14 protein-coding genes and 1 tRNA gene are annotated in these 12,976 nt (G+C 63.8%); 10 read left to right on the forward strand and 5 right to left on the reverse strand.

All coding sequences use genetic code 11. The features are described from left to right. Positions 1-2: 2 nt before the first annotated feature. Genes VFZ97_09465 through VFZ97_09475 form a run of 3 tightly spaced genes read right to left on the reverse strand, consistent with a single transcriptional unit; the run spans position 3 to position 1,927 of the window. A complete protein-coding gene (locus tag VFZ97_09465) occupies positions 3-551 on the reverse strand; it encodes a 2-oxo-4-hydroxy-4-carboxy-5-ureidoimidazoline decarboxylase (protein HEX6393659.1) in 549 nt (182 codons plus the stop codon). Continuing rightward, complete coding sequence (locus tag VFZ97_09470) at positions 544-837, reverse strand: hydroxyisourate hydrolase (protein HEX6393660.1); 294 nt, start codon at positions 835-837, stop codon at positions 544-546. Before VFZ97_09470 ends, VFZ97_09465 begins: the two co-directional genes overlap by 8 nt. Positions 838-841: 4 nt before the next feature. After that, positions 842-1,927, reverse strand: a complete 1,086-nt coding sequence (locus VFZ97_09475) for an aromatic ring-hydroxylating dioxygenase subunit alpha (protein HEX6393661.1) — start codon at positions 1,925-1,927, stop codon at positions 842-844. Positions 1,928-1,988: 61 nt separating this feature from the next. Between VFZ97_09475 and add the strand changes: the two genes are divergently transcribed. The 5 genes from add to VFZ97_09500 all read left to right on the forward strand — a co-directional run bounded on the left by add (position 1,989) and on the right by VFZ97_09500 (position 4,943). Beyond that, entirely contained in the window at positions 1,989-3,017 is a 1,029-nt protein-coding gene (gene add / locus VFZ97_09480) for an adenosine deaminase (protein ID HEX6393662.1), read from the forward strand. Between the two features lie 62 nt (positions 3,018-3,079). Then, positions 3,080-3,352 (forward strand): hypothetical protein, encoded by a 273-nt coding sequence (locus tag VFZ97_09485; GenBank protein HEX6393663.1) that lies wholly within the window; start codon positions 3,080-3,082, stop codon positions 3,350-3,352. Continuing rightward, positions 3,325-3,774, forward strand: a complete 450-nt coding sequence (locus tag VFZ97_09490) for a hypothetical protein (GenBank protein ID HEX6393664.1) — start codon at positions 3,325-3,327, stop codon at positions 3,772-3,774. Before VFZ97_09485 ends, VFZ97_09490 begins: the two co-directional genes overlap by 28 nt. Before the next feature lie 305 nt (positions 3,775-4,079). Next, positions 4,080-4,167, forward strand: a tRNA-Ser gene (locus VFZ97_09495). 47 nt (positions 4,168-4,214) lie between these two features. Further along, positions 4,215-4,943, forward strand: a complete 729-nt coding sequence (locus VFZ97_09500; GenBank protein ID HEX6393665.1) for an SCO family protein — start codon at positions 4,215-4,217, stop codon at positions 4,941-4,943. Here VFZ97_09500 and VFZ97_09505 read toward each other — a convergent pair. Continuing rightward, positions 4,875-5,564: a helix-turn-helix domain-containing protein gene (locus VFZ97_09505; GenBank protein ID HEX6393666.1), complete on the reverse strand. Its 690-nt coding sequence runs from the start codon at positions 5,562-5,564 to the stop codon at positions 4,875-4,877. The genes VFZ97_09500 and VFZ97_09505 overlap by 69 nt on opposite strands. 85 nt (positions 5,565-5,649) lie before the next feature. Between VFZ97_09505 and VFZ97_09510 the strand changes: the two genes are divergently transcribed. The 4 genes from VFZ97_09510 (at position 5,650) to VFZ97_09525 (ending at position 9,858) form a co-directional block, all read left to right on the forward strand. Then, a complete protein-coding gene (locus VFZ97_09510) occupies positions 5,650-6,543 on the forward strand; it encodes a metal-dependent hydrolase (GenBank protein ID HEX6393667.1) in 894 nt (297 codons plus the stop codon). Further along, positions 6,540-8,036 (forward strand): NAD(P)/FAD-dependent oxidoreductase, encoded by a 1,497-nt coding sequence (locus VFZ97_09515; GenBank protein ID HEX6393668.1) that lies wholly within the window; start codon positions 6,540-6,542, stop codon positions 8,034-8,036. The genes VFZ97_09510 and VFZ97_09515 overlap by 4 nt, the downstream gene beginning before the upstream one ends. Positions 8,037-8,344: 308 nt before the next feature. After that, positions 8,345-8,731 (forward strand): hypothetical protein, encoded by a 387-nt coding sequence (locus VFZ97_09520; GenBank protein ID HEX6393669.1) that lies wholly within the window; start codon positions 8,345-8,347, stop codon positions 8,729-8,731. After that, entirely contained in the window at positions 8,728-9,858 is a 1,131-nt protein-coding gene (locus VFZ97_09525) for a PAS domain S-box protein (GenBank protein HEX6393670.1), read from the forward strand. Before VFZ97_09520 ends, VFZ97_09525 begins: the two co-directional genes overlap by 4 nt. Here the strand turns inward: VFZ97_09525 and VFZ97_09530 are convergent, their stop codons facing one another. Further along, positions 9,859-10,638, reverse strand: coding sequence for an alpha/beta hydrolase (locus tag VFZ97_09530; GenBank protein HEX6393671.1), 780 nt, complete (start codon positions 10,636-10,638; stop codon positions 9,859-9,861). 824 nt (positions 10,639-11,462) lie between these two features. On the opposite strand from VFZ97_09530, the gene VFZ97_09535 reads away from it, so the two are divergent. Beyond that, the gene (locus tag VFZ97_09535) at positions 11,463-12,677 is read left to right on the forward strand and encodes a hypothetical protein (protein ID HEX6393672.1); all 1,215 of its coding nucleotides are present in this window, start codon (positions 11,463-11,465) and stop codon (positions 12,675-12,677) included. Positions 12,678-12,976: the final 299 nt, after the last annotated feature.

A 12,976-nucleotide genomic window follows, 5' to 3' on the forward strand; every position in this document is an offset into this window, starting at 1 on the left:
AGTCACAGAACCGTCCCTTCTCCACTACACGCAGTCAAGGTCTCGATACGGCGGAGTCTGGCGCGGGCGATGGCGACGAGGGCGGCGGAGCCTTTGTCCAATTCATCGGCGCGGCAGTTGCCCAGACGTGACTCCATGACCTCTGCGATCTCATCGAGCGGGCGCCCGGCGACCCACTCCACGAACGGGAATCCGAACTTCGTCTCGTAACGACGGTTGAGCTCCTTGAGCCGGGCGGCGGTGGCTGCGTCCAGGTCTCCGCCGGCTCGCTGCTCCGACCACGACTCCCGGCTCCGGGTCTTCAACCGTTCTGGATTCTCGCCCAGCCTGGGATGAGCCCGCAGTACCTCCGCCTTCCACTCGTCGGTGGCCACCCCGATCTCCTGCTCCACTGCCCCGATCAGATCGGCCCATGAGTCGAACCGACGGCCGTGCAGCCGGTCCGCGATCGGCCTTGCGTCCTCCCACAACGGGCGCAGAGCGGCCGCCAGTTCGTCGCGGTTCATCGACGCGAGCGAGGCCGCCGGCATCAGCGCCGGTTGTTCAGACACCGAGGTACACGACAGCCGAGTGGCCGGACGACAGTAGAGGCACGTGGTACCGGCGTTCCTCATTCAGTGACACTCGAGCTGACACCTCCGAGAGGAAACCGCTTAGCTGCCAGGTGAGCCGGTAGAGGCCGGGGGGAAGGCCGACGGCTACTTCCTCCGCCCGCCCGCGTTCGTCGGTGACGGCCGAGCCGACCAGACGACCCTCCGAATCGTGCACCTCCACACGGACACCCTCGACCGGTCCGCCGCCGGCCCCGTCCAGCACATGCGTGGAGACGCTCGGCATTCCCCTACGGCCGCGGCCGGTCGTACGCGGCCACCATGTCGGCCAGCACGCTGCGCCAGGCCAGGCTGAGACGGTCGGCTCGCGTGTGAAGCTCCAACGTGCGGTCCAGGGGAAGGGCCTCGTGGTCGAATCGCTCCAGTATCGCCAGATCTTCTCTGAGTATCTGGTCCTCCTCGGCGATGAACTCCTTGAGCGCGGCCGAATCCGATCCCAGGTCGTTGCGGGCGAGCAGCTTGTAGACCCGTGACTGGCCCGGGCGTTCCGGTGTGCAGCTGAAGAGGATGGCGATCACCGCCCCGGTGTCCGGGAAATCCAGGCGGAGGCGGACGGTCAGTGAAGCCGATCCCTTCTTGGTGAGCAGTTGCCGCTGCACGGCGCCGCCCTCCCGGTACCAGGTTTGGAAGACGGTCTCCACCGTCCATCCCTCACGGCGGATCCCGTCGTCGAGCACGCGAGCCGCGTCCGGCACACCGAAGGACGCGGCGTGGACAAAGGGGAAGTGGGCGGCGTCGAGGAAGTTGTCCACCAGGAGGGCGGCGCCGGCACGAGTCCGGACCACCTCGCTGAAGCCGGTGACGAACTCCGGATCGTCCCACTCCGGGAACTCCAAAAGCTCGCACGCCGGCTCGGCCGGGGCCATCCACACCAGACCGTGGCGCTCTTGCAGTCCCCAGGGGATCTCCACCGCGGCCCGGGCCGGTGGAGCGGTTTCGGTCGCCGGGATCGTGGTGCAGCGGCCGTCGGAGGCGAAGGTCCATCCGTGGTAGCCGCACTGGATCCCATCGCCTTTGACCCTGCCCGCCGAGAGTGGCGCCAGTCGGTGGGGGCAGCGGTCCGCCCACCCGGCGAGCCGGCCGTTCTCCGTTCGCACCAGGCACCACGGTCGTCCCAGCAGCCACACCTGGACCGGTTCGTCGCCCAGCTCGCTGGTCTGCAGCACAGCGTGCCAGGCGTGCTCGAGCGCGCTGGTGCTGTTGTGAACTACCGACCCCTCGAGCTCCCGCACCGCGACATTCTGTCCGACCACGCGGATCTGGTGGACCTCCACCCGGGCAGTGTTCACCGGGTCGTAATAGAGCCGGGGAGTCATGGCCGCTGACCTCCTCGTACGCTCGGGGCCACGGTCACCTAGCCGAGAGGTGGTTTCAAAAGTGGACCTGAAGTCGTACATCGCCGGCCTGCCCAAGTGTGAGCTACACCTCCACCTCGAGGGCACTCTCGAACCGGGGCTCAAGCTCGAGCTGGCCGAGCGCAACGGTATCCCTCTGGCGCAAACCACCGTCGCCGAGGTGGAGGCGACCTACGAATTCGACTCACTGTCGAGCTTTCTCGCGGTCTACTACCCGGCCATGCAGGTGTTGGTCACGGCCCAGGACTTCCGCGACCTCGCCTTCGCCTACCTGGCGAAGGCGGCGTCACAGGGCGTGCGGCACGTCGAGATGTTCTTCGACCCCCAGGCTCACACCGGCCGGGGTATCCCGTTCCCCACGGTGATCAACGGCTACCGCCAGGCTGTCGTGGCCGCCCGGGCCGAGTTCAGCATCTCAGCGGAGCTCATTATGTGCTTCTTGCGCGACCTCTCCCCCGAGTACGCCATGGCCACCCTGATGGAGTCTCTTTCCTACAAGGAGTGGATCATCGGCGTCGGCCTGGACTCGGATGAACGTGACAACCCTCCCTCCAAATTCGCCGCCGTCTTCGAACGGGCCCGGCGGGAGGGATTTCAGCTCACCATGCACTGTGACATCGACCAAGTGGGCAGCATCGAACACATCCGGCAGGCGGTCGAGGACATAGGGGTGGACCGCGTCGACCACGGCACGAACATCGTCGAGTCACCCGCGCTGGTCGAACAGGTGAAAAAGCGCGGCATCGGGCTGACCTGTTGCCCCATTTCGAACTCATTCGTGACGGCGGACATGAAGGCCACGGAGATCGTCACCTTGCTACACGACGGCGTTAGGGTGACCGTGAACTCGGACGATCCGGCCTACTTCCGCAGCTACGTGGCCGAGAATTTCACGGCCATCGCGGCCGAGGCGCACCTTTCTGCCGTGGACGTGACCCGCCTCGCCCGCAACGCCTTCGAGATCGCCTGGATACCTACCTCGAGGCGTGACGCGCTCCTGTCTGAGCTGGACGCGTACGCCGCCGCCCACGGGGTGACCGCGACCAACTGACTGCCGGAACTGGTGTGGGCCAGCGGGCGCCTTGTGCGTTGGAGTCGGTTACAATGCACGCCATGTCTACAACGACGAACGCGAGGGTGTCCCACCGAGGACAGACCAGCCTGCCGGCCGACCTACGCCACCGTTGGGGCATCGAGGGGGGTGGGGAGATCGGATTCATCGACCTCGGCAATGCCGCCCTGGTGGTACCCGGAGGGGTGGATGTGGCGCGCCACGAACTGCGACGTGTACTGCGAGATCGCTACGCGACCGGGATCGCAGCGATTGACGATCCAGATCTTGGCGATCAGTACTTGGCGTGCCCCCAACTTCGCACCTCGTCGTAGTCGACGACCGGTTGCTGATAGAGGAGTTGCTGTTCGGACTCCTCAAGGGCGAAGACGTTGTGTTGTGCACGACCTTCTACTGGTACTACCGGGCATGTCGCGCGGCAGTGCTGGGGGCGGGTGGCCATCTGTCGGGACCGTTCCAGGGGTTGGACAGAGACCATCAAGACCAGGCGATCTTGAGTCTCCTCGAACTGCGCAGCGACATTGAACTTCCCGACTCGCGAGCAACTGTTCCTCGCATGGCCCAGTTCGCCAAGCGTCATCCTCGGCTGAATCTTCTGAACCTCGAGGCAGTTGCGGTAGGGCAACTATCCGGCGCCACGATATGGCTCTCCGCAGAAGCCGCCGCTGGTGTCCTTCCGTCAGTTCTTGATCAAGAGGACATCGCGTGGGAGACGGTCCGGATCCACACGGATTGACCTACCGAAACAGAGAATCTTCCTCCTCGACTGGAGGCCCCTCGGTGCCCGCGAACATGGTCGCCGAAATCCCAGGCAACAGCCTTGGCCATCGGGAAGCCGGTAGACGCGGCCGGTGATCCGAAAACACCGGCTACATGTCACTAACCAACGTCACTAACCAACTCAGTGATTCTGAGTTTTCAACCGCTCGCCGATTGCTACCGGTCTTTGCCGTTGATTGCCGTGTCCTGCGTCGCGAACCCACGATCTACCAGGTAGTTTGCTCCCCGACTCGCCGCGCGGTGGTATCTTCCGTAGCCAAAGGAGAGGTGCGAGAGCGGCCGAATCGGACTCACTGCTAATGAGTTGACCTCTAACAGGGGTCCGGGGGTTCAAATCCCCCCCTCTCCGCTCGGCTGACGTGTACCGGTGTGTTGGGTCGGCTAAGCAGTCAATCCGTGAGCCAGTCGCACACGGTTCCGGGCCGGCGGATCCCGCTTCCATCCCGGTTCCAGCTGATCCTCACCCTGTTGCTCCTCGCTGCGGTGGTGGTGGTCGGAACCATCGCAGTGGTTCGCAAGGGCGCGACGAAGTCGGCCGCGACTGCGACGACGCGAGATGAGTTCATGGGGCTTTCCTCCGCGCAAGGAGCGCCTGCGCCTGACATCTCGTTGCTCGACCAGAACGGTCAGACGGTCTCGCTCGCCGCACTCGAGCAGCAGGGCAAAGTTATCGTGCTCGAGTTCATGGATTCGCACTGCACCGACATCTGCCCGATCATCTCGCAGGAGTTCGTCGTCGCACACCGGGAGCTGGGCTCCGCGGTCTCGAACGTTGCGTTCGTCGGTGTGAACGTTAATCCCTTCCATCTCGCTCAGTCCGACGTTGCAGCTTTCACAGACGAACAGGGCCTGAACCAGTTGCCCGAGTGGCACTTCCTGACCGGTTCGGTGGATCAACTCCAAGGTGCGTGGAAGAAGTACGGCGTCGCGGTGCAGGCACCCAATCCCAACGTCGACGTGGTCCACTCTGACACGCTGTACTTCATCGATCCCACCGGTCATCAGAGGTGGATCGCCATACCGACCGAAGATCACACGGCCAACGGGACTGCCTACCTACCGGCACCTCAGGTCCGTCAATGGGGACTCGATATTGCGAGCGTCGTGCGGCAGATGCTGGGCTGATACTTCAAGCGCAGCCTGCAAGACAGCGGCGACATCGTCGGCGTAAAGCTCGGCAGCACCTATCCCGATCTGCACGACCGACATCAAAAGAGACAACGTGATCGCCACAAGGCCGTTCGCGACGGCGACCGGGTCGATGTCAGGCCGGATCGTTCCCCTCGCCTGCTCGGACCGAAGACGCTCGGCGCTCGCCTTGCGCAGTTCGGCAAGGGCGGGCGTCTCGAGCACGCGGATGGTGACCTCGGGCTCGAGACCCGCGAGCAGCCGGCGCGCTAGGGGATGATGTTCGAGCGAGGCGAGCAGGGTGAAGATCAGTTTCCGCCGCCACTCGTTGATGTCGCCTTCGGCAACAAGGCTGTCCACGCCGTCGTGGATCACCGCGGCCGCATCCTCGTCCACCGCAGCAAGGAACAGCGCCTCCTTGTTCGGAAAGTAGGCGTAGACGAGGGATCCGCCGACCGATGCGTCTCTGGCGATGTCGGCCACCGCTGTGGTGCGGAAGCCCTCCCGGCCGAACCGGGCTATGGCCGCCTCGAGGATGGCCTGGCGGGTCTGTTCCCCCTTGCTGGCCCCGTCCCGCCTGCCAGCGGGTCTGCTGTCGGCGGCTTCAACTGTCGCCATGTGACGAGAATAACAGATTTGAGAACTTGAAGGAAATACTCAAATCCTCTACCCTGGTGGTATAGGCGCTGGGGAGGAGAAAAAGATGACCGCTCAAACCGCACAGCCCCCCGTTCAGACCAGCAACGCCGGGCGCTCGGTCCCCACCCGGAGGATGGCGTTCGAGGAATCGTTCGGAGAGGTCCCCCGGCATTTCGCCGAGGACGGAGACCTGATCCTCAGCCACGTGGGTTCGGCCCTGTCGTCGGTGTTCCCAGACGGCGAGGATTTCTTCGTCCGCTCCGTCCGGCACTACCGGGACCAGATCACCGATCCGAACCTCAAGCGCCAGGTTGCCGGGTTCATCGGCCAGGAGTCGGTTCACGGCCGTGAGCATCGCGCCTTCAACGAGAGGCTGTCCGAGCTCGGGTATCCAACCAAAGAGGTGGAGTGGCTCACCCGGAAGGGCTTGGAACTTCGCACCCGTTTCGCCCCCCCGATCACCAACCTCGCCGCAACTGCCGCCCTCGAGCACTTCACCGCCACGCTCGCCGAGCTCGTGCTAACCAACGAAGAGGTCAGGGGGCACTTCGGGCACCCGGCCGTTCGCGACCTGTTCGTCTGGCACGCGCTCGAGGAGTCGGAGCACAAGGCAGTGGCCTTCGACGTCTTCAAGGCGGTCGGCGGCAGCGAGCGCGTACGGGTCTGGACGATGCGCTTCATCCGGATCGGGTTCGTTCTCGGCATGACCATTCAGATCCTGTCCTCGCTCCTGCGAGACCGGGAGGCATACAAGCCCAGGGTCGTCTTCAAGAGCCTGCGCAGTTTCCGCCGGTCGCCGCTGGTGAGCCGTGAGCTATGGAACCAGCTGAAGGACTACGACCGTCCTGACTTCCATCCCGACGATCGCGATACCGACGAGCTGGTTGCGAGATGGCGGGAGGCGCTCTTCGGCGACAATGGGACCCTCAACGACAAGCTCTTCAACGCGGCCGCGTGAGCGGAACCACTTCCATGGAGCATCTCGACGTTCTCGTCATCGGCGCCGGCCTGTCGGGAATAGGCGCCGGCCACTATCTCCAGTCCGAGTGCCCGTGGGCCAGCTACGCCATCTTCGAGGCGCGCGACTCCATCGGCGGGACCTGGGATCTGTTCCGCTATCCGGGCATCCGATCCGATTCGGACATGTTCACCCTGGGCTACTCGTTCCGGCCATGGGACGGGGAAAAAAGTATCGCCGACGGGGACTCGATCCTTCAGTACATCAAGGACACCGCGGCAGCCGAAGCGATAGACGAACGCATTCGATTCGGCCACCGGGTCGTACGCGCCGAATGGTCCAGCGAGGAAGCCCTGTGGTGCGTAACGGCCGAGAACGTGCGCACCGGTGAAAGTGTGGAGCTCACTTGCGGATTCATCTTTTCGTGTTCCGGCTACTACCGCTACGACAAGGGCTATCTGCCTGCGTTCGAGGGGATGGATCGTTTTCAGGGGACGATCATCCACCCGCAAGCCTGGCCGGAACAGCTCGACTACTCGGGGAAGCGCATCGTCGTCATCGGCAGCGGCGCCACGGCGGTGACCCTGGTTCCTTCGATGGCCGAACTTGCCAGTCATGTCACGATGCTTCAGCGGTCGCCGAGTTACATAACGTCGCTTCCCGCGAAGGACCCGATTGCCAACTGGCTGCGGAGGGTGCTGCCCTCAAAGGTCTCCGGTCCGGCCGTCAGGTGGATGAAAGCGCTTCTGACCCAAGGTTTCTTCCAGCTGAGCCGCCATCGTCCGGAGCTCGTGAAGAAGCTCCTGCGTAAGCAGCTCGAGGCGTCCCTTCCTCCTGGGTTCGACATCGACACCCACTTCACCCCGCGTTACAACCCGTGGGATCAGCGCTTCTGCCTGGTTCCGGACGGCGATCTGTTCGAGGCGATCAGTGACGGAAAAGTTTCGATGCTCACGGACCAGGTCGAAACATTCACCGAGAACGGCATCCGCCTTGTATCTGGCAAGGAGGTCGAGGCCGACATCATCATCACCGCAACGGGCCTCGAGCTACTGTTCCTCGGCGGCGTCGAGCTGATCGTGGATTCGGAGAAGGTCGACGTTTCGAAGAAGCTGGCTTACAAGGGCATGATGCTGGAGGGGGTGCCCAACATCGCGATGGCGATCGGCTACACGAACGCGTCGTGGACGCTCAAGTGCGACCTCACCTGCCAGTACGTAACCCGACTGCTGAACCGGATGCACTCCACGGGTATGCGCCAGTGCACCCCGGTCAACCGTGATCCTTCGGTCGTCGCGAAACCTCTGCTGAACCTGACGTCCGGCTATGTCTTGAGGTCAGCCGATCGCTTCCCGAAACAGGGCTCTAGGTATCCCTGGCAGGTGTACCAGAGCTACCTTCGGGACTACCGAGCCTTGAAGCTCAAGGGCATCGACGACGACGCCATGGTCTTTTCCAACCCGGCTCCCATTGAGGTGGCGGCGGCCTCCTGAGCGCCGGACTCGGACTGTCGATCGTCGAGGCGATAATTAAATAATTAATTAGCGAATTAGCCCGCACGGTGGCACCGTCGAGCTCGCCGCGGTACAAGGTCGGGGTACGACCATCAGGTTCCGGCTCCCAGCCGGGTAGGTGAAACCCAGTAGGTCAATGGTCATTGTCAGCGCTCCGGCGAGGCATCCGACCCCTTAGGCGAATTGCCCATTTTTGTCCGAGGCAATCAATGATTGCCGGTAAGGGTCGACGCTACCGCTGGGTCAATTACAGTCACTTTCCGAAGATGGTGCCGATACATGAAGATGTGAGAAGCGACCAGCGCGACGAGGCCCTGAGCGCTTTGGCGGAACTCATCTACGTCCTTGACGCCAACGTCAGGCGCAGTGAGCAGATCCTCGAGCGGGCCCGCTACCTGCGGACCTTGCGGGAAGCCGGCCTCGGATGGGCCAAGGTCGTCGCCGGCGAAAAGAGGCCGCTGATCGTCGAGTTGCTCACCGCCAGCATCGAGGAGCTGCACGAAGCGTCGGCAAGGTTCCGGCGTGCGCACGCCAGGGCTCTCCGCTCGGAAGGCATGACGATCGAGGAGATCGCCGCCTCGTTCGGTGTCTCCCGGCAGCGCATCTCCGCTCTGCTCTCGTCGCCGGAGCCGCCACGCCGGTCATACGGCTCGTACACGAGGAGCAGCGAATGAGCGGCGGGCGGCCCACGCCGGACTGGACCAGCGAGGCCTGGGAAGTCGCTTTCACCAACGCCCCGATCGGGTGCGCAATCGTGGCGCTGGACGGGGCGTTCCTGCAGGTGAACGATGCGCTGTGCCGCATAGTTGGATATAGCGCGGCCGACCTGAACACCCTGACGTTCCAGGACATAACTCATCCGGATGATCTCGACGCTGATCTCGCGCTCGTCCAGGCGCTCATCGCCGGGGACATACCGAACTACCGGATGGAGAAGCGGTACTTGCGTCCGGACGGCACACAGGTATGGATCAACCTAACCGTCTCTCTCGTGCACGATCCTGACGGAAGCCCCGCATACTTCATCTCGCAGATCGAGGACGTCGACCAGCGTCGCGCGGCCAACGAGGCTATGCGGCTTTCCGAGGCGCGGCTCAGGTCGCTGACCGACTCGATCCAGGATGGGATCATCGGCGCCGACCTCTCCGGGACGATCACCACCTGGAATCGTGCTGCCGCCTGGATGTTCGGGTACACCCCCGAGGAGGTCCTGGGTCGAAGCCTGACCATGCTCGTTCCGGAGCCTCAAAGGGCGGCGCAGGTAGCGGCGCTGCGGCGCCTGGCCGCTGGAGGTAAGCCCCGGCTCCTGGGCCACCCGGTTCGTTTGACCGCGCTGAAATCCGACGGCACCGAGTTTCTGGTCGAGTTGAGGATCACCGCCACCGAGGCCGGAGAGGTCCGCGGCTACACCGCCCTCGTCCAGGACGTGTCCGAGCACGCCCGATTCGAAGAGAAGGCTTCCCTGCTATCGGCACTGCTCGACGCCGAGGATCAGGCTGTCGTCGCGTTCACCCTGGACGGCATCGTCACCACGTGGAGCAAAGGCGCCGAACGGCTTTACGGCTACACCGCGCATGAGGCGTGCGGCAAGAGGATCGGGCTGCTGCTCCTGAACCCGGCCGACGAGCGGGATCCGGAGTTCCTCGACCTCATGCGGAGGGTGAGCGAGGGAGGAAGCGCGGTTTACGCAGGCCAGCGGCGAACGAAGAACGGTTCGACCGTCGGGGTTTCGGTAACGCTGAAGCCGCTCTTGGAGCGCGGCGAAGTTGTCGGAATGGTCGGGATCACCCGGCCCAGCTGATCAGGCGTACTTCCGGAGGAACTCGCGCAGCGGCTGGTTTACCTGGTCGGGATGGCTCAGGTTGCCGGCGTGTGCCGCCCCTTTGACGACGACAATCTCCTGGCAGTTGGCCAGGCCGTCGCGCAAAGCCTCGGCCCGGTCCATCCCGATCGCCTTGTCGCCGTCCCCGTGAAAGATGATCGCCGGGCAGGTGATCTCTCCCAAGCGCGGGCTGATGTCATCGCGTGCAACAAGGCATCCGTAGGCGAACAGAAACCCGTCTCTGGGCAGGTCGGCCCACTTCTTATACCACGGGTTCGGATCCACCCCGCCTCCGAGGATGAGGCCGGCGACCACCTCTTGGACGTTGGCCGGGCCGTTGGCCATCCACTCGTCCTGCATGGCGTCGTACCCCGACCGGGCCGCCGGATCTTCCACCCCCGCCTCTGTGTCGATCAGCACGAGGGCCTTGACCCGGTTCGGTGCAGTTAGAGCAGCCCGTAGCGAGAGGAAGCCTCCCTGCGACATCCCGGCGAGAACGGCACTCTCGATTCCGAGGTGGTCGAGGATTCCCAGGCAGTCGGCGGCCGAGTCGTAGTAGGAGAACGGTGCCGACACCCGGGTCTGCCCGAATCCGCGCTCGTCCCACGTGATGCACCTGAACTCGTCCGACAGCTCTTGAACCTGCGGAGCGAACATCTCGTGGTCCATAAGAAACCCGTGACTGAAGATGACCGGTGTACCTGGGCCACCGGAGTCCTCGTAGTAGATCTTGTGGCCGTTGACCTCTGTCGTTGGCATTCCAGTTCCCCCGTAGTGCACTTTCGTCCGACATTCGAAGGCTAACCCGGCGTCGAGGTCATCCGCCCAGCTCTTCAGCTAGTCACGTGGCCCAGTCCGAAGCGGGTGCTGGTCGCGCTCGGCGACGATCCGCTCCAGTCGACCTCGACCAATATTCTGGAGTTCTGCAGTGCTGGAAGAGTTGCGATGACGCCGAGGGTGCCGGTGTCTATGACGTTGCCGGAGGTTCGTTCTCAAGCCTAAGGATCGGCGACCCGATCATCTATCTCATGATGTGCGAGTGCGGCGGATCGCACGAGGTTGGAAGCTGCGGCGACAACAGTGCGGTTAGTCCGCAGCTCTTGCTCGGGTTCCTGAGCGACTTTCGTGCGCAAGCCGCGCCTAAGGCGACACCTCCAAAGCCATCCCAGCGACCGGTTGCGCTCGATGCCGTTGTGCCGACCGCGCCGTCTTCCGACACCGCTCCGGCTTGGGAAACCGCGCCTGCCCCGCAAAGCTGGCAGACAGCTCCCCCGCCACCGGCGTGGCAGCCCACTCCGCCGGCTTGGGCTTCCCAGCCGCCGGCATGGGGAGGCCCGCCACCTCCCGGTCCCTACTGGCAGCCAGACCCGAACCGAGGACGCATGGGCCGCAGAGGGCGCCTGGTATTCGCGCTCGTTGGCTGCTTGGCGCTTATCGCTCTCGCGGGAGCGGGAGTCGTCATCAAGCGGTCGGCAGGGGGACCCACATATCCAGCAGCGTGGGACCCGCGGGTCGCGCCCATCGCACAATTCGTGCAAGCTCGACGTGGGCTGACATGGAAGCACCCGGTCAAGGTGAATTTCTTGGCCCCGTACAAATTCGACGCGCTCATTGCTAAGGAGAACCCGCCGGATCCGAAGCGGGCCCAGGACGCGCAATCGGTCTTCGACTCGATGCGAGCCTTGGGAGTCGCCTCGGGCAACGTCGATCTGGCCAAGTCGGCTCAACAGTTCGCGCAGGCCGACATTGTCGGCGAGTACGCAAACACCGACCGCGCGGTCTATGTTCGCGGTGATCAGCTCACCCCTTACGTGCGGAGCGTGCTGGCACACGAACTGACCCACGCTCTGCAAGCTCAGTACTTCAACCTCGAAGGTATGAAGAGCGGGCACGCCGATGACGACTCGGCGGTAACCGCGCTGATCGAGGGCGACGCGGTTCGGGTGCAGAACGCATACGAGCAAAGCCTCTCTCAGTCGGACCAGGACCTTCTAACGCAAGAGCAGAGTCAGGGATCCGATCAGACCAAGAGCCAGGCGGCACAAGATCGCATCCCGAAGTTCCTGATCGACCAGGCACAGTTTCCTTACGATTTCGGGCCGACCTTCGTCGCCGCTCTCGTAGCCAAGGGAGGAAACTCCGAGGTCGACGCGGCGTTCCGGAATCCCCCGACCCTCGACGGTCAGATCGTCGATCCCGGCTCATACGTGGCCGGCGCCGCACCACCTTCTGTCGCGGTTCCACCCCTGCCGAGGGGCGCTACCCGGATTGCGCCGGCATCGGGGCTCGGCGAGGTGACGCTTGTCGAGATGCTCGGCGACCAGATCGGGTTCGATCAGGCGTGGTCCGCAGTTCAAGGATGGACGCGGGATCAGATGGTTCCGTACAGACAGAACGGACAGGTGTGCGTCGAGATGGCTGTCCTCAACGACACCCCCGACTCGGCCGCATCACTAGCCGAAGCGGGAAATGCGTGGGCCAAGCATCTTCCGTCGGCGTCGGTGAGCCAAACGGGAAGCACCGTCGATTTCCAGAGCTGCGATCCCGGTGCGGCTTGGAAGCCGGCACCAATAGCTCACGATCCGTACGAGTCGCTAGCTGTTAGATCCGCTCTCATCTACCAGCTGATCACCGACGGCCATCTCGCTACACCTGCGGCCATCTGCAGCTCCGACCAGGTCTTGACGGCGATCGGACCTCAGGCACTTCAGGACGCCGAGCAGAGCTCAGACCCCAGCTCCCCGACGCTTCAACAGTTCGATGCCGCGCTGAAAACGGCCGTGCGTGGCTGCGCCTAGGCCGGTCCTGTCGGCTCGGACGGCCGCGGAGCCTTCAGTATCACCACACAAGCGGCTAATGACTCCCCGCTACCCGGCCTTGCCGGAAGGCTTCTGGATCTTTGAACCATCGGGACTAATCGGGTACCAATCATCACCGATGCCCAAACCGCGGACGTCGCGGGACTGTCCACCAAACGGTGTTTCTGGCTTGACACGCTGAGCTGATAGCTCGGCGAGAAAGGCTGGAGATGACTGCAACACTGGATGATGTGGCCAAGAAGCGGCCGGTCGAACAGTCGGCTGAGCAGGAGGTAGCG

It is taken from the genome of Acidimicrobiales bacterium, assembly GCA_036378675.1.
GTDB lineage: Bacteria > Actinomycetota > Acidimicrobiia > Acidimicrobiales > Palsa-688 > DASUWA01.

Bases quoted from the DNA above. Each gene is read 5' to 3' on its own strand.
- VFZ97_09470 (HEX6393660.1), bottom strand. From the start codon at position 837: ATGCCGAGCGTCTCCACGCATGTGCTGGACGGGGCCGGCGGCGGACCG.
- VFZ97_09475 (HEX6393661.1), bottom strand. From the start codon at position 1,927: ATGACTCCCCGGCTCTATTACGACCCGGTGAACACTGCCCGGGTGGAG.
- VFZ97_09485 (HEX6393663.1), top strand. From the start codon at position 3,080: ATGTCTACAACGACGAACGCGAGGGTGTCCCACCGAGGACAGACCAGC.
- VFZ97_09505 (HEX6393666.1), bottom strand. From the start codon at position 5,564: ATGGCGACAGTTGAAGCCGCCGACAGCAGACCCGCTGGCAGGCGGGAC.
- VFZ97_09510 (HEX6393667.1), top strand. From the start codon at position 5,650: ATGACCGCTCAAACCGCACAGCCCCCCGTTCAGACCAGCAACGCCGGG.
- VFZ97_09525 (HEX6393670.1), top strand. From the start codon at position 8,728: ATGAGCGGCGGGCGGCCCACGCCGGACTGGACCAGCGAGGCCTGGGAA.
- VFZ97_09530 (HEX6393671.1), bottom strand. From the start codon at position 10,638: ATGCCAACGACAGAGGTCAACGGCCACAAGATCTACTACGAGGACTCC.